The organism is Vibrio sp. FE10 (genome assembly GCF_030297155.1).
Taxonomy (GTDB): domain Bacteria; phylum Pseudomonadota; class Gammaproteobacteria; order Enterobacterales; family Vibrionaceae; genus Vibrio; species Vibrio apostichopi.
Genome location: NZ_AP028068.1, coordinates 753,643 through 779,255, shown reverse-complemented (window position 1 = coordinate 779,255; position 25,613 = coordinate 753,643). Strand labels below are relative to the sequence as shown.

Genomic DNA, 25,613 nt, shown 5'->3' with positions numbered 1-25,613 from the left:
TTGAAATAAGCTTAACTTTTCCTGTCTACTTCAATCTAAAATAAGCGTCATGAAAGACACTCTTTGGACCTTTCCTGCGTCGCTTAAACCAAAGTTAAAAATAAAGCTAAAAAAACAAAATCCATTGAATTACTTAATGCTTATAAGAACGCATTGGCACTTATATAATTTCAAACTAAGACTGAAAAATTCAAATCAAGACTATAAAAACAAAGCTGCACATCACGATGCTCTAACTCAAAGATGCAGTAGCTTATAAAGGGAAAACTATGTACAAGAAATTTGAAGGCTTCACTGAAGCCTTTCCAAAAGGAGAGCCGATACAACCTCCTACTGGAATACTGGCATTCTGCCGCCATTACACACGAGGTTTTGAAAAGCCGTTGATCTTGCTCGGCTTGATGAGCATGACCATCGCGATCATCGAAGTCGCATTGTTCGGTTATATGGGACAACTGGTTGACTGGCTATCAACAAGCAACCCAGACACCTTTTTGGCAGACAACCAATCCACTCTGATGGGGCTTGGTATCCTGTTACTGGTCGTGATGCCAATCTTGATCAGTGTTTACTCGCTATTGCTTCACCAAACTTTGCTAGGTAACTATCCAATGTCGATTCGTTGGTTAGCGCACCGCTATCTTTTGAAGCAAAGCTTGTCGTTCTATCAAGATGATTTTGCTGGGCGTGTCGCCACCAAAGTGATGCAAACATCGCTCGCAGTGCGTGAAACCGTAACCAAAATGGTCGATGTGTTTGTTTATGTGACGGTTTACTTCACAGCGATGTTGTTCATGCTCGCTGAATCGGATTGGCGCTTAATGGCTCCAATGTTGATTTGGTTGTTCATTTACGTCGGTATTCAACTGCACTTCGTGCCAAAGCTGAAAGACGTGTCTTCTGAACAAGCCGATGCACGCTCACTGATGACAGGACGTATTGTTGATAGCTACACCAACATCGCAACGGTCAAACTGTTCTCACACAGTAAAAGAGAAACCGAATACGCCGAAGAAGGCATGGAAGGCTTCCTAGATACTGTGCACCGTCAAATGCGCTTGGTAACTGGCTTCAACATCTGTGTTGAATTCGCGAACTACTTATTGGTGTTCAGCATTGCTGGTATCTCTATCTACCTGTGGCTAGATAACGCGATCACGGTCGGTGCGATTGCCATTGCAGTCAGCTTGGCTCTGCGTATTAACGGCATGTCTAAGTGGATCATGTGGGAAATCGGCGGTCTGTTTGAAAACCTAGGTACTGTGATTGATGGCATTAAAACGTTGTCTAAGCCCATCGCTATCGAAGACAAGAAAGACGCTGAACCGCTAAAAGTGCCACAAGGCGGCATCAACTTCGACAACGTGAGCTTCAACTACGGTGAGAATAAGGGCGTGATTAACAACCTAAACCTCAACATTAAGCCGGGCGAAAAAGTCGGCTTAGTTGGCCGTTCAGGGGCAGGTAAATCGACATTAGTTAACTTACTACTGCGCTTCCACGATGTAGAAGATGGTCGAATTTTGATTGATGGCCAAGAGATCTCATCGGTGACACAAGACTCGCTACGCAGCAATATCGGCATGGTGACTCAAGATACCTCACTGCTGCACCGTTCGATCAAAGAAAACATTCTTTACGGTCGTCCTGATGCATCAGATGAAGAAGTGTATGCCGCAACCAAACAGGCACACGCTCATGAGTTTATCGAAACGCTAACCGACCCGTTTGGCAACATTGGTTACGATGCTCAAGTGGGTGAGAGAGGCGTTAAGCTTTCTGGCGGTCAGCGCCAACGTGTCGCTATCTCACGCGTACTTCTGAAGAATGCGCCGCTGTTGGTTCTGGATGAAGCAACATCAGCACTCGATTCAGAGGTTGAAGCTGCGATTCAAGAGAGTTTGATTGAGTTGATGGAAGGCAAGACAGTGATTGCGATTGCACACCGTCTATCGACCATTGCCGCAATGGACCGTTTGATCGTTCTCGACCAAGGTAATATCGTCGAAGAAGGCACGCACCAAGAGCTCATTAGCCAAAACGGTATCTACGCTCAATTGTGGAATCATCAAACCGGTGGCTTCATCGCTGACGACCTACAGCAAGCAACGAGTGCTTAATTTATGTGCTATTTTAAAAGTGCGGCGTGTTTCACACCAAAATGTTAAATACTGGTAAATTACACGTGGCAGAATGTTATGTCGTAATTATATAATAGCGATAACAGATCAAGACGCTTCGCTTGCGCGTTCTGGAATAAGGCTAGACTTCGGGGGGAGGCTAGCCTTTTTTATGCCTGTTATTTGGCACTCTTTCCTACCTGTCCCATAAACTTCATCGATCCTTTTGTTTTTTTCTTGGCGTTTTTTTCTTAAAATGCGCGCAGTATTCTTTCTAGAGATCAACCATGAACAAAAGTGTCTTAACTAACGTTATTGCGTTAGCACTGCTTGCTGGCGGCTACGCAACAGCAAACCAATACTTACTTTATGCAGGCCTATTCGCCTTTTCAGGTGCCATCACCAACTGGCTTGCGATTCACATGTTGTTCGAAAAAGTACCCGGTTTATACGGTTCTGGCGTTATTCCAGCTCGTTTTGAAGAGTTCAAGGCCGCTATTAAGCAACTAATGATGGAACAGTTCTTCACTGAAAGTAACATCGACCGCTTCCTTAGCAGTGAGATGACCGGAAAATCGCTCAATCTAGAGCCCGTGATTAAGAAGATTGACTTTAACCCTGCATTCGATTCACTGGTTCATGTTATCGAGAACTCACAGTTCGGTGGCATGTTGGCGATGGTTGGCGGCACAGAAGCCCTGCAGCCGATGAAAGCGCCATTTGTAGAGAAGATGCAAGAGTCTGTGATTGAAATCAGCAAGAGTGATTCGGTAAAAAATGCCATCAAGGATGAACTTGAATCACCTGCAATGATGGATGAAATCAAAGAGAACATTGAAGCGATCATCGACCAACGTTTGAATGAACTAACACCAAAACTTGTGAAGGAAATGGTTCAGACCATGATCAAGAAGCACCTTGGCTGGCTAGTGGTTTGGGGCGGTGTATTCGGCGGTGTGATTGGCTTAATCTCTGCGGCAATTACGCTGTAAGCGGTTTATCTGTTCTCACTCTAGCTGCTCTAGCTGCTCTAACTTAATCTGATTGCCCTTTTCTCAGGCACTCAACAAAAAATGGAAGCTCATTAGCTTCCATTTTTTATATCTAAATAACCTTGGTAAAACGAAAGCAGGCCGCTATTTTAGGGTTGCTAATAGCTCAGGGTTAACACCAAAGCCCTTCTTATGCTCTTCAATCACCACTTCGCTGCGAGTCTGGATCACGCCAGGCAGCGTACCCAGCTTGGTGGCCATAAACGCTTGGTATGCCTTCATGTCTTTCACTCGAACCTTGATCATGGTGTCAAAATCACCTGAGAGGGAATAGCACTCCTCCACTTCGGGCATCATTTCAACCGCCTGTGCAAACTTATCAAAAATAGAGAAGCTCGTTTGGTCGAGTCGAATATGGATAAAGACTTGAACATCGAGCCCTAACTTCTCTGAACACAGCTCAGCGTGATAGCCGGTGATGTAGCCATCTTTTTCCAATCGTTTGAGTCTATCAGAACATGGCGAAGTGGTTAGGTTGACTTGTTTCGCCAACTCAACCACAGGCAAACGTCCTTTCATATGCAGAATTCTTAGTATCTCTTTATCGATACGATCGAGTTGGTGCTGAGACATAACATTCCTTAAACATTCTAAATTCGGCTCAGTATATTCCATAGTGATCAAAATGGAGCAAAACCCCGCTCACACATTTAAAAAACTAAATGCGCAGGCAATATTCACAAGGACTATAAATCAACACAAACTGATAACAAGCCTTATAAATCATCTTCTGGTTATTAACAAATTATTATAAAAATGACCCAAATAACAAATAAGTTGAGCCAGAAACGAAAGAAAGGATATAGACCAGAGTGAATAATATAATTATCAAAGAGAAAGGATGACTCTATTATGAAAACGCAGGAACTCGCATACAAGCCGTATGGCATTGGCTCATGGACACACGTAACCGTATCAAAAGACGTCGCTCAAGCACTGGCAAGTGAGTACTCCAACTACGGGTGGGACGTAAAAATTGATGGCAACTCCATTGAAGCAGAGCTAGCGTTACAAGCCGCCTAGAAACGAAAAAACCTCCAAGACGGAGGTTTTTTTGTTCTAAATGAGTAAGTACTTACTATTGGCTAAGCTAAGCCAACTTGTGGAACGATACTTCCAGATTCGCAACGGCAATTACACGTTCGGCAAAAATGTTGTGTTTCCATATCGTAGTACTGGTTGCCACTAAAAAGCTTAGATGTCCATTGCAACATGCGGCCAGAAGTCGTTTCAGGCTCTGATTCACAACGTTTCATTATAGACTTATGTAGTGTTGTTTTTTTACATCCTTTGCAATAGAGATCTGGCATACCTTTGTCCTATAGGTCTTTAGTGGTTACTGACAATTGACACATCATGTCCAATTCGGTTCCACAATTCACCGAGCTAATCACAAAAGTGAGCGCCAAGTTCAAAAAATAGCCATTTTTCTCTTCTATTTTTTGACATCAAACGTCATCAATCTCACTCCATTTTCCTTTATTGCCCTCTAACACTCGGTTTCGATTTACATTGTAAAACCCCTTAACAACAGTACTTCGACCGAAACTGTCATCAAATTCACACATAAAAAAGCGGCACCTCATCTAAGAAAGCACCGCTTTAAATCGTTATTTTAGGTTCAATTTAACTCAAACTTAAAAGCCAAATTTACCATTGTCATTTTTCCACTCTGAACGTGCAGGAATGGTTTCGATGGTGTCCCAGTGCTCTACGATTTTTCCGTTATCAATACGGAATAGATCATAAAAAGCAACGTGATTATTCATGAACTGGCCTTCACTGATCGATAACACAAAGTTACCTTGGCCTAAGATCTTGTGGTTGGCGGTATAAACCATTGGCATTCCTGCTTCAGCTAACGCGCCCAATGCCTCACCCAAACCGCTTAGACCATCGGCAACACCTGGATTGTGCTGTAAGTAAGCACTGTCTTCGTTGTCGATATATTGATTAATCTTCGACATATCGCCGCTAATCAAAATGTCTTTGACGAAACCACCGACTAGCTGTTTATTTTGATCCGTTTTCTCAAGGTCTACGACTTTAGTCGTGCCATCCAATTGAGTGCGTCCACTTGCGTTTGGCTTGGCAATGTCTTGTAGGTTATCCCAGTGTTCGACAATCAATCCATCTTCAAAACGGAACACATCGAAGCCGACTTTAGGGCCGAAGAAGTTATATTCAGTATGCGTTACGACGAAATCACCGTCTTGAAATGAGCGCTTAACTTGTGCTTTTGCAGAGCCTTCTGGCAGCATGTGTAGCACTTCACCAAATCCCGCTAAGCCATCGCCGACCGCCAGATTATGTTGAATGTATTTTTCAGGGTTGATGTAACTCACTGCTTTCGCATCACCTGTTTCAATGCTTGAAATCACCGCAACGCCTTTCTCTTGAATAGAAAGCTCTTGAGCAGTCGCAGTAGTTGCGAAAGTAGCAGCGCTAAGTACGCTTGCTGCTAGTAATGTAGATTTAGTTATTGTTTTCATTTTTAAGTCCTCTCGTTGGCTTGGAAACTATATTAGTCAACGAGAGCGACTCACGGCAGAGTGTATTTAGGCTGAAAAATGGTAGATATCGAACTCTAGATGATTGGTGTCGACTCATTCACTACTCAGAGAGTGACGGCTTTGAATATTTCTTTTGAAACTCACTCGGTGTCATTTGGGTATGATTTTTAAAGTATTTGACGAAATTACTCGCGTCTTCAAACCCAAAATCCAATGCCATCTTTTGTGAGGTAATGTTGCTAACCACCAGTTGACGCTTCATCTCTAACACGGTAAATGAATCGATGATCTGCTTTGCGGTTAATCCGGTCGCGACCTTACACACTTGATTCAGCGTCTTGTAGGTGGTGTTGATTTGATTGGCGTACCAGTTAGCATCACGAACGCGTAGGTAGTTGTCTTGAAGCAACTCGAAGTAACGAGCAAACTTGATATTCTGCTTCAAACTCAAGGCGTCTTGCTTCACTTCAGGTCGCAGACGATGAAGAATTAACGCCAATGCCGAGAACAGATACATCACGATCAAGGGATCAGATTCGGGTTGATTCAGTTCCATCGTAATTTGCTGTAACAGGCTCTGCGTTCGATCTTGATGAGGTTCGTCCAGTGACAACAGCGCAGAATGTGCCTTGTTCAAGTGAGTTGGTGTGTAGTTAGGTAAGCGCATATTAGCGTGCACACTGTCGAGGAAAGCCTGAGTAAACAAAACCGCAGTACCTTGAGGCTGGTGACTAAAATCAAAGGCGTGTACTTGTTCCCTTTGAATGAATACAACGCTTCCTTGGCTAAACGGGTAGTCTTCAAAGTCGACCATATGCGTGCCTGAGCCTTGCTCAATAAACAGAATTAAGAAGAAGCTGACACGATGTGGCAATTGAGGATCGTGGTCGATGTTGCTAGCAGAATAAAGTCGAGACAGCGGAATCAGCTCTAACTCAGCCTGTGCCGTTTTTTCATGATTAAATCCAACATTGGGGATCGCTTGTGGCACTTCGATATTCCTTTTCGCTTCCTACATCGCCATTTATCACTGTAATGTATCTCAACGAAAACTAAAATGTTCTCAGTTCCAGAAACACGACTCAAGCATGGTCAGGAGTTAGAGGGTGGTATCAACCTCAACCAAATTACTTGCTATACACCTTAACTAGACGCGATTAGAATACGCCACTCCTTGATGTTTCTATTCATCTAAGACGACCAAAGAGGCCGAAGATGCTCACTGTTACTCAAATTGCTAAGGCTTATAACATCTCTCGCACCACCATTCTTTACTACGAGCGTGCAGGACTGCTTCTACCTCACTGTCGTTCCGACAATGGCTACCGCTGGTATGGTGAAAAGGAACAGGCTCGTTTGGAGAGCATCATTTCGTACCGCTCTTTTGGTCTATCTATCCAAGAAATCACCGCGCTGCTTGATCGCAAAGATGACGTCAAGCAAGAGCAAACCTTAGTAAACCAGTTCAATGCACTAGAGAAAGAAATTCAGAACCTTCGCCAACAACAGAAAGCGATTGTGATGCTGTTGGAACAACCAGAATTGTTAGAACAGAAACTGCTAACAAAAGACCGTTGGGTACGTGTGATGGAGAACGCAGGGTTCAACGAAGAAGATATGAAGAACTGGCACAAGCAGTTTGAGAAGATGGAGCCGACGGCCCACCAAGAGTTCTTGGAGTCATTGAATATCGACCAGAAAGAGGTCGAAAGCATTAGGGAATGGTCAAAAAAATAGAGCCACCGAAGTGACTCTATTACTTTTTGCAATTATTTTTACTGATGTTCTTTGCTAATTCATCAGAGTTTTACAATGTAAATTCGCCTAGTTTTTCACCTAGACGAATGACAATAAAACTAGTCTAGTTCTACCAGATTCTTCTCGAATTCAGCGTGTTGCTTCTTCACTTCGTCTTCTGGCTCACCCGTAATTAGGCTCACGATAACGATAGAAAGAGTCGATAAGATGATTCCTGGTACGATTTCGTACACATCGAACCAACCGCCCGTGAACTGCTTCCAAAGTACAATCGTAACACCACCAACCACGATACCCGCTAGAGCGCCGTTACGGTTCATACGAGACCAGTAAAGGCTCAACACGATAGCTGGACCAAATGCAGCACCAAAACCAGCCCATGCGTAAGATACAAGGCCAAGTACTGAGCTGTCTGGTGTCATCGCTAAGAATAGCGCGATAAGAGAGATTAGGATTACCGCAAAGCGACCCACACGAACAATCTCTTCTGACGTTGCGTCTTTCTTCAGAACTTGCTTGTACAGATCTTCTGCCATTGCAGATGAAGAAACAAGAAGTTGTGAATCCGCAGTACTCATGATTGCCGCTAGGATTGCAGCAAGTAGGATACCTGCGATTACTGGGTGGAACATCGCGTTAACAAGAAGCATGAAGATCTTCTCGCCATCGTCTAGCTTAGGTGCGCCAGAGTTAGTCACGTAAATTAGACCAACAAGACCCACTAGCATTGCACCAATCATAGAAAGAGCAGTCCAGATAACCGCAATGCGGCGTGCTGTCACAAGATCTTTGTTTGAACGAGTTGCTTTAAAACGAGCCAAGATGTGTGGTTGACCGAAGTAACCTAGACCCCATGCCGCTAGCGAGATGATCGCGATTGCAGAAAGAGGCTCACCCTTCGCATCATTCCATAGCGTTAATAGCTCTGGGTTGATGTTGTGTAGGTCGCTAGAAAGCTGACCTAGGCCACCGTCCATTGCAGCAATTGGTACAATCAATAGTGCTGCAGACATCAGTAGACCTTGAACCAAATCCGTCCAAGATACCGCTAGGAAGCCACCAAACAAGGTGTAAGAAACCACACATACAGTACCGATGATTACCGCTGTTGTGTAATCTAGGCCGAATACTGTTTCAAACAATTTACCACCTGCTACCAAGCCTGAACTTGTGTAGAAAAGGAAGAATAAAAGGATAAAGAAAGCAGAAATTGTTTGAATCAGCTTAGAGTTATCATTGAAGCGGCGAGATAAGAACTCCGGCAGCGTCAGTGATTCAGTCGTAATACTGTAAGTACGTAGACGTTTAGCACTAATTAACCAGTTTGCCCAAGTACCCACAAGTAGGCCACCAGCAAGCCAGAATGCTTCAAAGCCAGCAGCGTAAGCGTAACCTGGTAAGCCAAGTAGCAACCAACCACTCATGTCTGATGCACCAGCAGAAAGTGCAGCAGGCCATGGACCTAACGAACGACCACCTAGGAAGTAGTCAGTTGAGTTAGATGTACGTTTGTAAGCAATAACACCGATCGCTAGCATCATAATTAGATACGCAATGAACGTCGTCGTTATTGCAAAACTGTTTTCTATCATTTGATAGTCCTCATTTTGTAGAAAGCCTTCCATGCCTAATTCGATGCAATGCACTCACCGTAAAGGTAAGCGAATACATTGAATTAGGGATTATGGCTCCAAATACCAATGGATAACTCCCAAAATGGAAAAAACCAAAAGTCTTTAGAGCCAGATTTACTGAAGGTTAGTGAGCTTCGCTTCCAAGTTCGAGCAAGGTCGCGTTACCGCCCACGGCTGTTATATTTATAGTTCGCGTACGCTCGGTAATGAAGCGCAGCGATAGGTGTGGATCATTAGCAACATTCATTGCGGTCAGATCCGTTTCAGCTACTAAACCGACGATTGCACCGTCACGCTTAGCAAGTTGTAAATTGATAGCTTGAGCCGTTTGTGAATTACCGACGTAACCTGCACTTCGTACATCGCAAGACAGCAGCTGTTGAGCAGCGTCATACGAGGCAACTTGTACCAAGTTCGTTGGCAGATTCGCTTGTTTCGCGGCATCTGCAATTAATGTGTTGAACTGCACATCATCACTGCACAACTGAACGCTGTTACCAGCCAATAGCGCAGCAGTAATCATCGCCATTGCGGTTTGCAGTGCAGGCACTTTCTCTTCGCAATCATCAACAATCACCAAAGCCACACCGCGACCAGCGGCATACAGCTCATTGGTTTCGCCCGTAGGACCAGCCATTAGATGATGTTCAGAAAGCAGCGCAGACGCTTGCTCTAGATGATAAGTCGCCACCGCCGCCAAAGGCTTAGATTGACTCTCGATCTCTGATTTAAATGAAAGTACCTGAGCACTCTTATGATCAAAGTCGGTAAGATTCCATTGTTCCCACGCTAACAAAGCATCAGAAAAACCTGTCACTTGATGAACCATGATACTGCTCCTTATGCCTTGTCTTGTGATTGAGAAAAATGAACATCAGTAAAGCGATATAGGTAGTGAGGACCACCCGCTTTAGGGCCTGTACCCGACAAACCTTGACCGCCAAATGGTTGAACACCAACAACAGCGCCTACTTGGTCACGGTTGATGTAGCAGTTACCCACGCGCACGTGCTTTTCGATCCAACGGTAAGTTGTCTCGTTACGGCTGTGAATACCCATGGTTAAGCCAAAGCCCGTTTGGTTAATTTGCTCTACCACTTGCGTTAACTCACTCGCTTTGAAGCGAACGATGTGCAGCACAGGGCCAAACTGTTCTTCTTTCAAACAGCTGATGTCATCGATTTCAAATGCACTTGGTGGAACAAAGTCACCATGTTCACAATCAGAACCTAAAGAAAGTTGAGCTACTTTCTTCTGGGTATTGGTCATGTTTTCTAAGTGAGCCAACAACTTCTGTTTCGCATTTTGATCGATAACAGGACCAACATCCGTTTTATGAAGATGTGGGATACCAACACTCAGCTCGTCCATTGCACCGTGAATCAATCCAACCACGCGGTCTGCAATATCTTCTTGGATGTAAAGCACACGCAGTGCAGAACAACGTTGGCCTGCAGAAGCAAACGCAGAACGAATCACATCACGAACCACTTGTTCAGGCAGTGCGGTACTGTCGACGATCATTGCGTTCTGACCACCTGTTTCCGCGATAAACGGAACAGGTTTAGCATTGCGACTTGCCAGTGACACGTTGATACGTTGCGCTGTTGGTGTTGAACCCGTAAAGGCAACGCCAGCAATCGCATCATGGCTTGTAAGTGCGCTACCGATCTCAGCACCGCGACCTGGTAGTAACTGAATCGTGCCAGCAGGGAAGCCTGCTTCATTCATCAGTTCAACTGCGCGAGCTGCAATCAAGCTTGTTTGCTCGGCAGGCTTCGCCACAACCGTGTTACCCGCCACTAGTGCCGCTGTAATTTGGCCAAGGAAGATGGCGAGAGGGAAGTTCCAAGGGCTGATACAAACGAACACACCACGACCTTGTCGAGAAGCGATTCGTGTTTGGCCGTCAAAACCTTTTAGTTCGAAACCTTGTAGGTTGTCAGCTTGCTTTGCGTAGTAACGACAGAAGTCGACCGCTTCACGTACTTCATCAACACTATCGTGAATTGTCTTACCCGCTTCTTGATGACAAATCGCCACCAGCTCAGCCAGGTTGTCTTCCATCAGGTCAGCCAGCTTATCAAGTGCAGCCGCTTTGGTTTCAACCGAAGTCGCGTTCCAATCAACGAATGCCGCGTCTGCGCCAGTGATCGCTGCGGAAACATGATCAAGGTTAGCGAAAGCCACCTGACCCACATTAATACGACGATCGTAAGGTGCGGTTACTTGCTCAACGTTCTGATCAGCCTTGATCATGCTTTCGGCAAGAGATTCACCGTTGATCACAGGGCCAGCAGTCCATTGATTGTTAAGGAATGTTTTTACCTGTGCTTCAAACTGATGCGCTTCACTCTCGATATCAATGTTCACACCGTAGGAGTTTTTACGCTCAGGGAATACGGCCGGTGGCAATGGAATCTTGGTGTTGTGCAATGTATCGAATGCCAGAAGCATATCGACAGGGTGTTGAGTCAGCTCTGCCACAGGGCAACGCGCATCCACAAGACGGTGTACAAACGAGCTGTTTGCACCGTTTTCTAGCAAGCGACGTACTAGGTATGGCAGTAGGTCTTTATGGCTGCCAACCGGTGCGTAGATACGTACCGACTGTTGGTAAGCTTCCATCGCATGGTTGTAAAGAGAATCACCCATGCCGTGTAAGCGTTGGAATTCAAAGTCTTTGTGCTCAGTCATCACTGCGATAGCAGAAACCGTGTGAGCATTGTGGCTCGCAAACTGCGGGAAGATATTGCCACGAACACTTGGGCTCAGTAGGTAACGCGCACATGCAAGGTAAGCTACGTCTGTCGCTTCTTTACGCGTGTAAACGGGATAATCAGTAAAGCCAGCTTGTTGTGACCATTTGATTTCACTATCCCAGTAAGCGCCTTTCACTAAACGAAGCGGGATTAAATCACCCTGCTCTTTCGCTAAGCGGTTTAGCCATACTAGAACCGGTAGTGCACGCTTTGAGTAAGCTTGAATAACCAGACCAAATTTACCCCAACCTTTTACAAGGTCAGTGCGGTACAGTTTTTCGAATAATTTAAGAGAAAGCTCTAGGCGATCCGCTTCTTCAGCATCAATCGTAATTGCAACATCGAGCTCTACTGCTCGGCGCAATAGCTGCTCTAGCGTGTCGCAAAGTTCCGTCAATACACGTTCTTCATTCGCTACTTCGTAACGTGGATGAAGCGCAGAAAGCTTGATAGATACAGATGGAGCTGGGCTCGATTTTGAAGAGACATAGGTGTCTCGACCTACGGCTTCAATCGCCATGAGGTAATCTTTGAAGTATTTGTTTGCGTCTGCAGTGGTCAGTGCCGCTTCACCTAGCATGTCGTATGAGTAGGTAAAACCTTTGTCACGCATAGACTTACCGTTCTTTTGCGCTTCAGCAATGCTGCGGCCAAGAACGAATTGGTGACCCATTACCTTCATCGCTTGGTGCATCGCTTTACGAATCACCGGCTCAGAAAGCTTGTTCACTAAACGGTTTACTGCTTGACCTGCACTCTGCTCGTTAGATGAAAGTCCAACCACCTTGCCTGTTAGCATTAGGCCCCAAGTTGATGCGTTAACAAAAACTGAGTCAGAATTCTTCAGGTGAGATTTCCAATCCGCAACGCTAAGTTTGTCGCGAATCAGTGCATCAGCCGTTGCCGAATCAGGAATACGCATCAAGGCTTCCGCCAGACACATTAGCAAGATGCCTTCTTGAGTATCTAAACTGTATTCAAGCAACAAGGCGTCGATCATCTGAATGGATGTTTTATCCGCACGGATAGACTCAATCAACGACGTCGTTTTGTCTGCAATTTGCTGCTTTTCAGACTCAGAAGGGGTAGCTAGCGGCAGAAGTTGCTCTAGCCATTGGGTTTCATCCACCATATATAATGGTGAGATAAGCGTCCAAAGATCATCAAGCGACTGCTCGTTGAATTCTGGCTTTAACACATCAGTAGCTGTAAACATGCGTTTTCCTTAATCTCACACCCGAAAAGAGTTCGGGATCTCTACAATGGCTGCAGTGTATTTAGAGTATATAAGGATTACTTGTCAAAAACTCCGAGTTTTTTGCTAAAAACTCGCTTTATTAACAAAACAAACACAAGGTCACATATGAAACTTTAATATAATATGCCGTTTTGTTTTTTTATTTAACAGAAATTTGCTTTTTGTATTGAGATGGTGACATGCCTTGAAGGCGAGAAAAGGTGTGAGTAAAGGAAGATTGACCGGAGAAACCAGCCAGTTCAGCGACCTGACCAAGGCTAAGATTCCCTTGCTCAATAAGGCGTCGAGAGCGGTCGATACGCTTACCTAAAACATATTGGTGTGGGGTAATGCCCATTTGATCTTTGAAGAGCATGTGGAACTGGCTTTCACCCAAGAACACACTGCCCGCCAATTGCGCCACAGAGATTTTGTTTGCTAAATGTTGCTCGATATAGCGATCCAACGCTTCTAGATCAAAACGAGAGTCTTTAATCGAGGTTTCAAATGCCGAGATGTGTCTCTGTAACAGCGCAACCACCGTGTCATTGCACGCGCGGCTCAATAACAAATCATCAGGGCTCGCCTGCATCTCTTGCACCAACATGTGAATAAGTTTTTGAATTTGCGCATCTAATTGAAAATAGATGTTGGATGATGCCAGTTGGTTTATCTTCTCTAACATCAAAGGGTCATCATCGCTCGGCATTGGCATATTAAGCACCAAGATATCCGACTGACCGACGACTCCACCGAAAGCATGATCAGAGCTAGCGGTAACCACACAACCCTGTCCGGGCCCAACCAGATTGCCTTTACCACTGACTTCAAATTCCGCCTGACCTTTTAAACCTATCACCACCTGAGAATAGTGGTGTTCATGACAATCCATATGCGATGGCAGTGTAATGATCTCTGCGGGGCGAGGGCCAGTAAGGCCTAGCGGGGACAAATCTAGATTTGGAAAAGGTAAAGGTTTTGGCATGACAGCAAAATATTCAGGTCGACATACTAAGAATAATACTCTGAAATCTTCATAAGATGAATTTGTAAATGATCATCAGAGCTATTTCCGACCTTAGATGCATGATCATCGTTACGATCCTCTTGATCATGCCTCCGGAAAGATGATCAAGAGTGTACAAACTACGGCCATTGTAAAACCAATCGTTCCGGTGAGTTTAGGGGCTTACAAGCACCTCATACAAGCAGGCACACCAACAAGTAAAACCATGTCCCCAATAAATACTTTGTCGCCTCAGCATAATGAATAAATTTTCTTATATAGCTCAAATAATTGGCGATAAACCTGCAAAAAGTGTATCCGAAGTACCGAAACTTGGCTTTTGAGTAGATTGGATAGCAATAAAACGGTATAAAGACGGGTACTGTGTTAATTGCTAATAACTAGTGACTCACAACTAGGAAGTAGACACTTTATTAACGAGCCAATTTTCAATCTACAAGTTGCAGGGACCTATGACTAACTTTCGAATTTCAGCGCTTTTACTTGCGCTATCCCCACTTTGGGTATCTGCATCGGTATCCGCTGAAGAACTGAATCAAGTCGATCCCGTTTCAGCTATCGATGCAAAGCTAACAGAGAAAAACTCAGATATTGAGCGTATTTCAGCAACCAAAGTATCGGCGACTGAAAACCTAAAACAACTACAAAATAAAAATAGTAAGTTGTTGCGCGAAGGTGAAGAACTTAAGGCAAAACGTAACAGAGCTAAGTCTGTACTCGACAAACAGTACAGTCGCTTACTTGAAGATCCAGAAACTGATTTGGCCTCTTTCCAGAAAAGCTACCAAGATGCTTGGGCGGCCGTTAAAGAGAATCAATCGTCTCAGCTAGATAACCAACAAGCGATGAACGAGGGTGAAATTCACCTTTCTCAAATCAAGCAAAAGCAAGCGCGTCTTAATAATGAGCTGGCTAACTTGAGAGAATCAAAGGTTGAAGCTCGCGTTAAGCGTATCGCAACAGAACTTCGTGAAAGTGCGGTTCTTGAAACCAGCTACACCACGACTTGTGCATCAACAATGACACTCGGTGAATGTACATCTCAAGGTAAACACCTAACGAACCAAAAAGCCGTTCAAACGTTCAAGAGCCAATTACTTGAGCAGCTCACAGAAAGCACACTCGCGAAGCAAAACTTGCAGGGTGTTCAACTGAACATTCATGTTCAAGACAGCCAAGCAATCAAGAGTGGTTTCTCTGGCAACAACGCATACTTCATGCAGATACAAGCTCAGCTTCAAGCGAAACCTGAAGCCATTGCCGCTTGTAACTTGTTGAACGTGTCTACGCGTTACTGTTTAACAGGCAGCCAAGCCGCTGTCGTTAAGAAAAATGACAAGCAGTGGGCAAATGTGACCGTTCGTTCTGATCAGTACAATGATTCAGTCACCATCAACGGCATCAAGTATGGCAGCACACCAATTGAGGTTGCACTACCAAGCGGACGTCACCAAGTAACCATTTCAAAACAGGGTTACGAATCTTACAACCGCTCTGTCACCATCAATGGTAGCGATACCATCTGGGTTAAGCTTCTTCCTAGTAAGCAAAGCTAAGTCGGGTATTAAATCCGATATAAACAGCTAAGCCCGTTGAGATTGAAATAGCCGTGCCTGTTTCACAAAGCTGAATGAATACTCGCCATTTTGTTGATAGTTATAAACTGTATGATCTTTATAAACAGTAGCTTCAGACGAAATGGCGTTTTCGTTTAGAATATTTGATTAACCTAAATTACGATTGAAGTAGCCCATCATGCGCCAAGGTTTTCCAGCTCTACTATTTGCACTTGCTCCCTGCTTAATAACACCGGCTGTTTTCGCTGAAGCAACACCACCAGCGATCACGTCATCGGTCACCGACATTGAAAGCTCGCTTTTCGAAAAGCATGCCGACTTAACGGCTGTCGAGAAAAAGCTCGCAGACAAACAAAATCAAGTCGATAACCATGCACAGCAATCTGCGCGTGTAGCAAAGCTGACCGCTAAAGCAGAACAAGACCTAGCAAAAGCGAAAGCAAACCTAGAGCAAGATTACGCTCGTATGATTGATGAACCTGACTTTGATATTTCACTCGCTCAAAACGCTTTCCAAGGGGCTTGGAAAACCGTAAAAGAGAACAAGCTTGCGATGTCTGATTCTGAACAGAAACAGCAAGGCTTGGTGATGGAACTCGAGGCTATTCAAGCAGAGAAAACGGCAGCAGAAGCTTCAATCGCAAATCTCAATCAAGACAAGCTAAGAGCAAGAGCCGAGCGACTAAGAAACGAGATCACTCAAACACAAGAGCAAACAGTCAGCTTTACCAATCGTTGTAGCAGCGACATGACACTGGCGCAGTGTTCAGACCAAACCGTAACCTTGGCACTTCAAAAAGCCGTAAAGCAATTCCAACATAGCCTCGTAGACAACGCGACTGAATCGAAAGCCGTGAAAGAGCACCTAGCGTCTGCTTCATTGAATATTCATGTCTTGCAACACAAAGTGAAATCCTCAGGCTTCTCCGAAGATAACCGTTACCGAGCGGTAATTGCAGCGAATCTAGAAACTCGCCCAGACAAGAACACACCTTGCCGTCTGCTGGGTATTCAATCATCTAACTGTTTCACGCAAAGCGAGCAACAAGCCAACGATCAGCAAAAAGAAGTCGCTTGGGTTAACTTGGTGGTTCGTTCAAACCAGTACAACGACAAGGTTTCTATCAACGGCGTGAAATATGGCAGCACACCCGTTGAGGTGATGTTACCTACTGGTCAGCACATGATCACTATCGAGAAAGAAGGCTACCTTTCTTTCCATCAAGAATTGAAAATCGCTCGCGATCACAACCTCAGAGCGGTTCTGCGAGCGAAACAAAACTCATTGAGTGTTGGCACCAAGTTCGCTGACCCAATGAAAGCCAACGCTCAAAGCCCAGAAATGATCGTGGTTGGTTCAGGTCGTTACTTGTTAGGTGAAAACAACGCACAGCAAGTCACCATTAAGAAGCCTTTCGCTCTTGCAGCGACACCAATACGAGTACGAGACTTTAAAGCGTTTGCAGAAAGTACTGGCTACGAGACAGACGCAGAGTTAATGAATACCTGCGACACCTTTACAAACGCAGAAATAACCTCAGTATCAGACAAGCATTGGCAAAACCCAGGCTTTAAACAACAGGACGATTCTCCCGTTGTTTGTGTTAGCCAGAATGATGCCAAAGCTTATACGCGTTGGTTGTCTAAAAACACCGGCTTCACTTATCGTCTACCAACACCACAAGAGTGGGAAGCGGCAGCAAGAGCAGGCCAAGATACCAACTTCTGGTGGGGCAACGAATTTAAGTCTGGCAAAGCAAATACAGGCTGGGCTGGCACACCTTGGTCAAACGTCAGCACTTCACCGGTTAAGTCGTTCTTACCAACGCCAACGGGCTTCTACGACATGGTTGGCAACGTATGGGAATGGACAACCACTCAGAAAGGTATAGCAAAAGGCGGAGCGTGGAGCTTCTCACCTGAAGAAGCTAAGGTCTTTAATGAATTGTATGTCGCGCCTTCAACCGCAGCCAATTACCTAGGATTCCGAGTAGTACGAGAGCTATAAGCGCTCGATTACTTACTCAAGGTTTTAAAATATTTACTCTAGGTTCTCAATTCTCACATTGAGCGGCGTTTATAGGGGAATTCCCCCCTTATGCATAAGCACTCCTAGGAGTAGATTCATCGATAGAGTAGTAAGTCACTCTGGGTATCTAACTGATGCCTCAGGTTAATTTGCACGACCCTCGCGAATTGACCTGAAAATCTTCTACATGTCGACAAGGCATATCTTGTCTTTAGCCAGCCCTTCTTCAGGCTGGCTTTTTTTTGCCTATTTATCCTCCCTTCCGTTCAGCTATTCCCCTCAAGGCAGACACTTAATCAACGATCCGTTTAATAGCTGTTCAGCCTCTCCAACGCCCTCGTTGATCAGCTCCGAATTGGCATTGCAGCTCAATAAGAAACTGATATCATCATTGTGTCGCAGCTTACGAGATAAAACCTTGTCAGAACCTCTCAACTCCATACATCGCTCTTTATTTGAACAACTTCCAGGCTGCTGGGGCTGTAAAGATACTGAGTCCGTTTTTGTCTACGCCAATCTCGCTTACAACCAATTGATCGGATTGATGCCAGGTGAAAGTTGTACAGGCTTAACCGATTTCGATATGCCGAGCCAAACAACCGAATGTGCGCAAGACTTTAGGGCTCAAGACAAACATGTGATGGACACGCGCTGCACGCTAAAGATCCTCGATATTCATCCTTATCCAGACGGGCGTTGGCACGCACATATCTTTACCAAGACCCCTTGGCTTGATGACAATAACAATGTCCAAGGCACGATCTTCTATGGTCAAGAGCTCACTGATACGGCCATCTTAGAGGTTGGTCATTGGGTGTGTCAGGCGACGTGTGAGAAAGGAAATCAGGCATCGATAGCGGGCTCAAAACCGCGAGTCTCTAAGCTGCAAAAGAAGCTGACGGCACGAGAATCAGAAGTACTGTTCTTATTACTGTTCGGTAAGAAACCCCAATACATCGCACTGACGTTAAATATCTCAATCAAGACCGTCGAAGGCCACGTCGCGAGATTGAAGCAGAAGTTCGATGCTCGCAGTAAAAGTCAGTTGATTGAGTTTGCGTTGGATTCAGGGCTAGGTTCAGTGATCCCAGAAACCCTGCTCAAAAAACAGATCTCGGTTGTTCTGCACAGTGACTAAGTAAAAATGAGACAAAAAAATACCGTTGATGTGAATAAACACAAAATCAACGGTATCTTTTGATTGGTACAACAGGTTCGAACTATGGCGCTAGGCGATCGATATCCCAGCTGTTGTCTTGGCGTGAGAACAAGAAGCGGTCATGCAGACGGTGTTCACCACCTTGCCAAAACTCAATGCTATCAACACGTACTCGGAAGCCACCCCAGAAAGAAGGCACCGGGATCTCTCCCTTAGCGAACTTCTGTTTAAGCTCTAAATACTTACCTTCCAAGATCCCACGCGCAGAGATACGGCTACTTTGCTTACTCGCGATGGCAGCCAACTGGCTCTCTTTCGGGCGAGATGAGAAGTACTTCATGTTTTCCATCGCGGTCAGCTTTTCAGCGGTACCCGTAATATGAACTTGTCGTTCAAGAGGATGCCAAGGAAAATGCAGGCTGATCTTACTGTTGTGCTCAAGTTGGTGCGCTTTACGGCTACCCAAGTTGGTGTAAAAAACGAAACCGTCTTTATCAACATTCTTCAGCAAAACAATTCGTTGGAATGGCTGACCATTTTCATCAACCGTGGCAACTGTCATGGCAGTAGGATCAGTCATCTTAGCTTCGATGGCTTGCTCTAACCATAGATTGAATTGCTCAATAGGGTCTGCGGCTAAGTCTTTACGTCTCAGTCCACCCTTAGCGTATTCACGACGAATATCTGTCAGTTCCATTTCGTTGCTCCTTTTAATTTTTTGTGATTCTGCGCTGTAATCCTTTGAAACACAAGTCTAAGCCGTGGTTTTGTCTTACAGAAAGCGTTCGGTGTTAACAAGATCTCGGTACTCAAACTATCATATTGATAGTCTATATATAAACGGATCATAAGCTGAGATACCAGTGACTAAAAAACGGCCTAACCTTCTAACACCCTTTGTTTTATTCTCATTGTTGTTAGGCATAGCAGGGCTGAGTGCAACCCACTTTGTGGCCGTGCAGTACCAAGAAAAAATCGTCGCGCAGCAGTTGAATGAAGCGGCCAACAAGGCCAACCTGCAAATCGATTCTGAACTCGAAAAATTCAAACAAATTCCTGACTTACTTAGCCACGATCCACGCTTGCTCTCTTATTTTGATGAGAATGCTCAAGCAAGCAAAATCACGACCATGGAACTCAATATACCCGTGATCATTGAAGGTGCTTGATTTTCTTTAAAATCAGGATCATGCTACGAACCATGAAAATTACACTGACTCCTCAGCAGAAACTACAACTCGAACAAATGCACGACATTGAACGTGATAGTCGGGTCTGCGACCGTATTAAGGCTGTTTTGCTGGCTTCTGAAGGCTGGAGTCAGACTATGATTTCACAAGCTCTTCGTATTCACGAATCGACTGTTGCTCGTCATCTCAGTGATTATGTTTTCTCTGAAAAACTTAAGCCTGAAAATGGCGGAAGCCAAAGCAAGCTTTCTGCAACTCAAACCATGCACCTAATCGAGCATTTGACTGAGAAAACCTATTCTCACACGCATCAAATTGTCGCCTACGTTAAAGAGACATTTGGACTTGATTACACGGTTTCTGGTATGAACAAATGGCTTCACCACAATGGTTTTAGCTACAAGCAGCCGAAAGGCGTTCCACACAAATTTGATGAAGCAAAACAACAAGCTTTCATCGAGGCTTATGAAGCGCTAAAGGCAAGCTGTGGCGAGGATGAATCGATAGTCTTTATTGATGCAGTTCACCCAACACTATCAACAAAAATATCTCGTGGCTGGATACGAACTGGTCAGGATAAAGTGATTGAAACAACGGGTAATCGTAGCCGATTGAACATTATTGGCGCACTGAACCTATCGGATATCGGTGCAACCATTGTTCACGACTATGAGAACATTAACAGTGAAACGATTGTTCGCTTTTTCTGTAAGTTAAGAGAGAGTTATCCGTTAACCCATAAGCTTCATATCATCTTAGATGGTGCGGGGTATCACCGCAGTGACTTAGTCAAAGATGCGGCGTTTGTCCTGAATATTGAACTGCATTATCTTCCACCTTACAGCCCAAACCTCAACCCAATAGAGCGGCTATGGAAAGTAATGAATGAGAAGTCGAGGAACAACGTTTACTTCAAAAGAAAACGGGACTTCAAGGAGGCAATAGACCAATTTTTTGCAGTGACTCTTCCAGAGATCGCAGGCTCTTTGACATCTCGAATTAATGATAATTTTCAGATTCTCAAGCCTGCATCTTCAAGTTGATTCGGTATAGGTTGCTGTTTGATTGGTCGAATCAGAGCCAAGCTGACACCATCTACATTCATGACCAAAGTGGCACAGTCGTCGCATCAAGCAACTACCAAAAACCGCGTACCTTTGTAGGTGAAAACTTCTCGTTTCGTCCCTACTTTGCGTCGGCTATCGAAGGCGATAAAACCCACTATGTGGCCCTTGGCGCGCGCTCAAATGTCAGGGGCTACTTTTTATCTTCACCGCTGTATGTCTCCGACAACATCGTGGGGGTCATTACCGTTAAAGTAAGTTTAGAGAATCTTGAAAATATCCTCACCAGCGATGACTTTGAGATCGTGGTACTCGATTCGAATCAAGTGGTGTTTCTTTCTAGCCAACACGATTGGCTTTACCAATCATTGCTGCCTTTAACTCAAGCACAACAACAAGAAATTGCTCGCAACCGCCAATACGGTCAAAGCCAAATATCAATCATTGACGCCTTTCAAGCTTCATCAGAGATTAATGGCAACAGCAGCAACCCGTCGACAAGCAATCAAACACAACTGATGACTAATCAGCTCAGCAGGTTAGGCAGCTTTAAGCTTTACCCTGCCTCAACCAGCAATAATCAATACCAAGTGGTTGCCTTAAAAGAAACCAAGGCCGAGTTACGTAAAGTCTTGCAGATAGATGCCATCTTTCTGGTTATTTACAGCTTAGTCCTTCTCATTGCTTGGTCTTGGCGTCAAACTTACTTAGCTAAGGTCGCGTTAACCCAATTGAACCAAAATTTAGAGCAAACCGTTGATAAACGAACTCACTATTTAAAGCAGTCTAACGACCAACTTCAGCAGACCATCTACCAATATCAAGAATCTCAACTAAAGCTTAAGCAGACAGAGCAAGAGCTGACGCAAACCGCCAAGCTCGCCGTGCTTGGGGAGTTGTCAGCCAGCATCAACCACGAAATCAATCAACCGCTTGCGGCGCTAAGAACCTACAGCGAAAACAGCCTTAAACTGCTTGAGATGGAACGCACAGACTTAGTTAAAAGCAACCTTGAGAAAATGATTGGCCTCAACAGCACCATTACCGACATCATCGCGCGGCTCAAAGTGTTTACTCGCAAGGTCACCAAACAAGAACATCACGTCGCCAACCTGCATCAAGCAGTCAATAACTCGACCAGTATTCTGAGCGCAGTGATGATCAAGCAAGGCATCACGCTCCGATTAAGTACCATACCGGATGATCTCAATATCGCCATTCACCCAACCGAGCTCGAACAAGTGTTGGTGAATCTGATTCACAACGCGACTCAAGCGCTTCAGCAGCAGGCACTTCAAGACCATCTACAACAAGCGAGCCCGCAGATTGGAATCGAATGGCAATTGCACAATGACACCTGCAAAATCACGGTTTGGGATAACGGGATAGGAATGGCTGACGACAAGCTGAATCAACTGTTCGACCCATTTTTTACCACAAAGCCAGAAGGCTTAGGGTTGGGGCTGTCGATATCGAAACGCATTATTGAAGCGTATAACGGCACCATTACTGCGACCCTACACCAGCCATCGGGAATGATGTTCACGCTCGATATTCCACTTTATCGAAATTAGGGCTAATCCCCTGTTATGAATCATTTTATTTAACTGTAAATGCTAAGGACACCGCTTTTGCAATCTATGCCCAAACTCTATTTTGTTGACGATGAGCCAGCAATTCGAGACTCAGTAGAACAAGCCATGCTTATTGAAGGCATCGATATTGTCTGCTTTCCCAATGCCATTGAGGCAATGAAGAAGATCAACATTGCTCAAGCCGGAATTGTGATCACCGATATTCACATGCCAGTGATGGACGGTATTCAATTTACGCAACAGTTACTCAGCCATAATCCCCACTTTCAAGTGATTGTGCTCACCGGACATGGTGATGTGCAGACCGCCGTATCAGCAATGAAATCTGGCGCTTATGACTTTTTAGAGAAGCCATTTGTTGTCGATGCTCTGCTCACCGCAGTAAAAAAGGCAGCAGACAAACTGGCCTTAGTTGAAGAGAACAACCTGCTGAGAAAAGAACTTGCGATGCAAAATCAGGTGGGGCCAAAACTGATTGGGCAATCTGCTTCGATGCAGACCCTACGTCGGGAATTAATCACCTTAGATACCAAAGCCAACCCGCTATTGTTGTTTGTTGGGGATTTAGGAACAGGAAAAAGAATCACAGCACAGTACACGCACGATTTGCACAGCCATCAAACTGCTGAGCTTTGCCCTGTCGCCGCATTCAATTTACCGCGCAATGACCAAGCTACGTTTGATCAGTTTGTTCTGCAATTATTCCTAAAACATCAGGGCGGAACACTTTATATCCATGAAACAGAAGCATTAACTTCGCAGCAATGGCTATGGTTAGCCGCTCTAAAACCCACTTTACTTCGTGAAAACTCATGCAAGACCAATGCAACTTGTATCATTATCGCAACTACAGTAGTTCCTACTACAATTACAAGTGAACTGCGCCGATTTAATTTACTACCCTTGGCGCAAAGAACGGAAGATATTGGCTCTTTATTCAAGCATTTTGCTCGCGGTGCAGCCAGTCGATACCAGTTACCGCCGCCCGTTATCACAGAAAAAGAGATTCAACGGTTGATCGCAACCCATTGGAGCGAAAACATTCGACAGCTTCGCCAACACGCTGAGCTCAGAGTGCTGACACAAGTAAAGCAACCTGCTCTCGACAGTGATGATAATGAGCAAAACGACGAAAACCAGCTTGATATCAGCCCTGAAGAGCAGCAACAGTCATTAAGCCAACGTACTGATAGCTTTGAACAAATAATCTTAATCGAGGCGTTACATCGCCATCAAGGACGATTGAAAGAGGTGCAACAAGAACTCCAAGTCTCTCGAAAAACGCTGTATGACAAGCTTAGGAAACACCAGCTTGATAAGACGGATTTCAAAAATCGATAACTCTTAAAAATTATATAAATTCAAAGATTTAAACGAACAAATTCTTAACATTTCTTAGAACTAAGAATACACTCAATAGGCTTGCACCTTTATTCAGCACACAAGGACTGTTATGAGTCAGAAAAATTTCAGCAAATTGAACGATACCGAACTTGAGTACGTCGATGATAAAACAGCGGCATTGCTACTCAATACGCCAACCAGCGCGCGTATAATGTTGTGGGTAATCATTCTGTTTTTTGTTGCTGCTATTGCGTGGGCGAATTGGGCTGAAATAGACAAAGTCACCGTTGGCCAAGGCAAGGTCATCCCTTCCTCTCAAATCCAAGTGGTTCAAAACCTTGAGGGTGGCTTAGTCAAAGAGATATTGGTTAGAGAAGGCCAACGAGTTCAAAAAGGTCAACAACTACTGTTGATCGATGACACTCGTTTTCGTTCCGACTTCCGTGAACGCGAACAGCAAGTTGCCAACTTAACCGCCAACGTCTTAATGCTTTCAGCCTCATTAACCAGTGTTGTTATCGACGAAGATTTCTCTGTAGCAGAGTGGAAAAAAAGTGTCTTACTCGACTACGGTAAACTGGCCTTCCCTCCAAAATTTTACGAGCTTCAACCAAAACTGGTGAATCGCCAGAAAGCCGAATATCGTCAAGATCTGAATAACCTTAAAAACCAACTTTCTGTTTTTGATCAACAGGTTGAACAGAAACAACAAGACCTAATTGAGATTAAAGCGCGTGTTCGTAACCTAAAACAGAGTTACCAATTTGCTCGCCAAGAACTGGATATCACCAAACCGCTTGCGGACGAAGGCGTGGTACCAAGAATTGAATTACTCAAGCTGCAAAGACAAGTGAACGACACTCGCCGAGAAATGACCTCAAGTGAGCTCAAAGTTCCCCTTCTACGTTCTGCCATTAAAGAATCCATGCTCAGTCGTATCGATGCTGCGCTGAACTTCCGCTCAGAGCAGCAAGAAAAGCTTAACCAAGCACAAGACAAACTCTCTGCATTAACAGAATCCGCAGTCGGGCTTGAAGACAGAGTAAACCGTACTGTCGTGGTATCTCCGGTAACAGGCACAGTCAAAACCCTTGGCATTAATACCGTCGGTGGTGTTATCCAACCGGGTATGGACATTGTTGAGATTGTACCGACAGAAGACTCTCTATTGGTTGAAGCGAAAATCGCCCCGCAAGACATAGCTTTCCTACGTCCAGAATTGACTGCCATCGTTAAATTCAGCGCCTATGACTTCACTAAATACGGTGGTCTGGAAGGCGTGTTAGAGCACATCAGTGCCGATACCACTCAAGATGAAGAAGGCAACAGCTTCTACATCGTGCGTGTACGCACCGAAAAGCACAATTTTGGACAAAACGAAGAGCTGCCGATCATTCCAGGTATGACAGCTTCAGTGGATATCATCACAGGTAAGAGAACCGTTCTTGAGTACATGTTGAAACCAATACTTAGCGCTCAGAACAATGCACTAAAAGAGTAAGGACGCTTGATGCTTAACACTGCTATTCAATGCGCAACCCAACCCCAAGAG

At 44.7% G+C, this 25,613-nt stretch carries 18 protein-coding genes and 2 pseudogenes; 12 read left to right on the top strand and 8 right to left on the bottom strand.

Translation table 11 applies throughout. The features are described 5' to 3' along the window. Positions 1 to 269: 269 nt before the first annotated feature. Both QUF19_RS20505 and QUF19_RS20500 read left to right on the top strand, forming a co-directional pair. Entirely contained in the window at positions 270 to 2,120 is a 1,851-nt protein-coding gene (locus QUF19_RS20505; protein WP_286302829.1) for an ABC transporter ATP-binding protein, read from the top strand. 287 nt (positions 2,121 to 2,407) lie between these two features. Then, a complete protein-coding gene (locus QUF19_RS20500) occupies positions 2,408 to 3,112 on the top strand; it encodes a DUF445 family protein (protein ID WP_017100472.1) in 705 nt (234 codons plus the stop codon). A gap of 144 nt (positions 3,113 to 3,256) precedes the next feature. On the opposite strand, the gene QUF19_RS20495 is transcribed toward QUF19_RS20500, so the two are convergent. Continuing rightward, positions 3,257 to 3,745 carry an Lrp/AsnC family transcriptional regulator gene (locus QUF19_RS20495; protein ID WP_102434491.1) on the bottom strand — a complete coding sequence of 163 codons (489 nt, stop codon included), beginning with the start codon at positions 3,743 to 3,745 and terminating at the stop codon, positions 3,257 to 3,259. Between the two features lie 279 nt (positions 3,746 to 4,024). On the opposite strand from QUF19_RS20495, the gene QUF19_RS20490 reads away from it, so the two are divergent. After that, positions 4,025 to 4,195 (top strand): hypothetical protein, encoded by a 171-nt coding sequence (locus QUF19_RS20490; protein WP_017106072.1) that lies wholly within the window; start codon positions 4,025 to 4,027, stop codon positions 4,193 to 4,195. A 614-nt stretch (positions 4,196 to 4,809) separates the two neighbouring features. Here QUF19_RS20490 and QUF19_RS20480 read toward each other — a convergent pair. Next, positions 4,810 to 5,664, bottom strand: coding sequence for a nuclear transport factor 2 family protein (locus tag QUF19_RS20480; protein ID WP_286302820.1), 855 nt, complete (start codon positions 5,662 to 5,664; stop codon positions 4,810 to 4,812). 121 nt (positions 5,665 to 5,785) lie between these two features. Next, positions 5,786 to 6,676, bottom strand: coding sequence for a helix-turn-helix domain-containing protein (locus tag QUF19_RS20475; RefSeq protein WP_286302818.1), 891 nt, complete (start codon positions 6,674 to 6,676; stop codon positions 5,786 to 5,788). Positions 6,677 to 6,900: 224 nt separating this feature from the next. Between QUF19_RS20475 and QUF19_RS20470 the strand changes: the two genes are divergently transcribed. Next, entirely contained in the window at positions 6,901 to 7,422 is a 522-nt protein-coding gene (locus QUF19_RS20470) for a MerR family transcriptional regulator (protein WP_102434494.1), read from the top strand. Between the two features lie 119 nt (positions 7,423 to 7,541). On the opposite strand, the gene putP is transcribed toward QUF19_RS20470, so the two are convergent. The 4 genes from putP to QUF19_RS20450 form a co-directional block, all read right to left on the bottom strand. Beyond that, positions 7,542 to 9,032, bottom strand: a complete 1,491-nt coding sequence (gene putP / locus QUF19_RS20465; RefSeq protein ID WP_286303277.1) for a sodium/proline symporter PutP — start codon at positions 9,030 to 9,032, stop codon at positions 7,542 to 7,544. Positions 9,033 to 9,201: 169 nt separating this feature from the next. Further along, on the bottom strand, positions 9,202 to 9,906 hold the full coding sequence (locus tag QUF19_RS20460; protein WP_286302813.1) for a 1-pyrroline-5-carboxylate dehydrogenase: 705 nt from the start codon (positions 9,904 to 9,906) through the stop codon (positions 9,202 to 9,204). A gap of 11 nt (positions 9,907 to 9,917) precedes the next feature. Then, a complete protein-coding gene (putA, locus tag QUF19_RS20455) occupies positions 9,918 to 13,055 on the bottom strand; it encodes a bifunctional proline dehydrogenase/L-glutamate gamma-semialdehyde dehydrogenase PutA (protein ID WP_286302810.1) in 3,138 nt (1,045 codons plus the stop codon). A 181-nt stretch (positions 13,056 to 13,236) separates the two neighbouring features. Further along, complete coding sequence (locus QUF19_RS20450; RefSeq protein ID WP_102434497.1) at positions 13,237 to 14,061, bottom strand: helix-turn-helix domain-containing protein; 825 nt, start codon at positions 14,059 to 14,061, stop codon at positions 13,237 to 13,239. A 494-nt stretch (positions 14,062 to 14,555) separates the two neighbouring features. Between QUF19_RS20450 and QUF19_RS20445 the strand changes: the two genes are divergently transcribed. From QUF19_RS20445 to QUF19_RS20435, 3 genes are all read left to right on the top strand, one after another. Then, on the top strand, positions 14,556 to 15,659 hold the full coding sequence (locus tag QUF19_RS20445) for a PEGA domain-containing protein (protein WP_286302808.1): 1,104 nt from the start codon (positions 14,556 to 14,558) through the stop codon (positions 15,657 to 15,659). Between the two features lie 199 nt (positions 15,660 to 15,858). Next, a complete protein-coding gene (locus QUF19_RS20440; RefSeq protein WP_286302806.1) occupies positions 15,859 to 17,688 on the top strand; it encodes an SUMF1/EgtB/PvdO family nonheme iron enzyme in 1,830 nt (609 codons plus the stop codon). Between the two features lie 376 nt (positions 17,689 to 18,064). After that, positions 18,065 to 18,847 carry a helix-turn-helix transcriptional regulator gene (locus tag QUF19_RS20435; RefSeq protein ID WP_434784931.1) on the top strand — a complete coding sequence of 261 codons (783 nt, stop codon included), beginning with the start codon at positions 18,065 to 18,067 and terminating at the stop codon, positions 18,845 to 18,847. 82 nt (positions 18,848 to 18,929) lie between these two features. Here the strand turns inward: QUF19_RS20435 and pdxH are convergent, their stop codons facing one another. After that, positions 18,930 to 19,565, bottom strand: coding sequence for a pyridoxamine 5'-phosphate oxidase (gene pdxH / locus QUF19_RS20430; RefSeq protein ID WP_004732548.1), 636 nt, complete (start codon positions 19,563 to 19,565; stop codon positions 18,930 to 18,932). A gap of 166 nt (positions 19,566 to 19,731) precedes the next feature. Here pdxH and QUF19_RS20425 point away from each other — a divergent pair. The 5 genes and pseudogenes from QUF19_RS20425 to QUF19_RS20405 form a co-directional block, all read left to right on the top strand. Next, a pseudogene (locus QUF19_RS20425) lies at positions 19,732 to 20,010 on the top strand (sensor histidine kinase); the annotation flags it as partial. Between the two features lie 59 nt (positions 20,011 to 20,069). Continuing rightward, entirely contained in the window at positions 20,070 to 21,101 is a 1,032-nt protein-coding gene (locus QUF19_RS20420; RefSeq protein WP_270000015.1) for an IS630 family transposase, read from the top strand. Positions 21,102 to 21,109: 8 nt separating this feature from the next. Further along, positions 21,110 to 22,696: pseudogene (locus QUF19_RS20415) on the top strand (ATP-binding protein); the annotation flags it as partial. A 66-nt stretch (positions 22,697 to 22,762) separates the two neighbouring features. Beyond that, positions 22,763 to 24,058, top strand: coding sequence for a sigma-54-dependent transcriptional regulator (locus tag QUF19_RS20410; RefSeq protein WP_286303276.1), 1,296 nt, complete (start codon positions 22,763 to 22,765; stop codon positions 24,056 to 24,058). A 112-nt stretch (positions 24,059 to 24,170) separates the two neighbouring features. Further along, positions 24,171 to 25,562, top strand: a complete 1,392-nt coding sequence (locus QUF19_RS20405; protein WP_229633459.1) for an HlyD family type I secretion periplasmic adaptor subunit — start codon at positions 24,171 to 24,173, stop codon at positions 25,560 to 25,562. Positions 25,563 to 25,613: the final 51 nt, after the last annotated feature.

Excerpts from the sequence above, each read along its gene's own strand:
- QUF19_RS20505 (WP_286302829.1), top strand. The coding sequence starts at position 270 with ATGTACAAGAAATTTGAAGGCTTCACTGAAGCCTTTCCAAAAGGAGAG.
- QUF19_RS20500 (WP_017100472.1), top strand. The coding sequence starts at position 2,408 with ATGAACAAAAGTGTCTTAACTAACGTTATTGCGTTAGCACTGCTTGCT.
- QUF19_RS20495 (WP_102434491.1), bottom strand. The coding sequence starts at position 3,745 with ATGTCTCAGCACCAACTCGATCGTATCGATAAAGAGATACTAAGAATT.
- QUF19_RS20490 (WP_017106072.1), top strand. The coding sequence starts at position 4,025 with ATGAAAACGCAGGAACTCGCATACAAGCCGTATGGCATTGGCTCATGG.
- QUF19_RS20480 (WP_286302820.1), bottom strand. The coding sequence starts at position 5,664 with ATGAAAACAATAACTAAATCTACATTACTAGCAGCAAGCGTACTTAGC.
- QUF19_RS20470 (WP_102434494.1), top strand. The coding sequence starts at position 6,901 with ATGCTCACTGTTACTCAAATTGCTAAGGCTTATAACATCTCTCGCACC.
- QUF19_RS20460 (WP_286302813.1), bottom strand. The coding sequence starts at position 9,906 with ATGGTTCATCAAGTGACAGGTTTTTCTGATGCTTTGTTAGCGTGGGAA.
- putA (WP_286302810.1), bottom strand. The coding sequence starts at position 13,055 with ATGTTTACAGCTACTGATGTGTTAAAGCCAGAATTCAACGAGCAGTCG.
- QUF19_RS20450 (WP_102434497.1), bottom strand. The coding sequence starts at position 14,061 with ATGCCAAAACCTTTACCTTTTCCAAATCTAGATTTGTCCCCGCTAGGC.
- QUF19_RS20445 (WP_286302808.1), top strand. The coding sequence starts at position 14,556 with ATGACTAACTTTCGAATTTCAGCGCTTTTACTTGCGCTATCCCCACTT.
- QUF19_RS20440 (WP_286302806.1), top strand. The coding sequence starts at position 15,859 with ATGCGCCAAGGTTTTCCAGCTCTACTATTTGCACTTGCTCCCTGCTTA.
- pdxH (WP_004732548.1), bottom strand. The coding sequence starts at position 19,565 with ATGGAACTGACAGATATTCGTCGTGAATACGCTAAGGGTGGACTGAGA.
- QUF19_RS20420 (WP_270000015.1), top strand. The coding sequence starts at position 20,070 with ATGAAAATTACACTGACTCCTCAGCAGAAACTACAACTCGAACAAATG.
- QUF19_RS20410 (WP_286303276.1), top strand. The coding sequence starts at position 22,763 with ATGCCCAAACTCTATTTTGTTGACGATGAGCCAGCAATTCGAGACTCA.
- QUF19_RS20405 (WP_229633459.1), top strand. The coding sequence starts at position 24,171 with ATGAGTCAGAAAAATTTCAGCAAATTGAACGATACCGAACTTGAGTAC.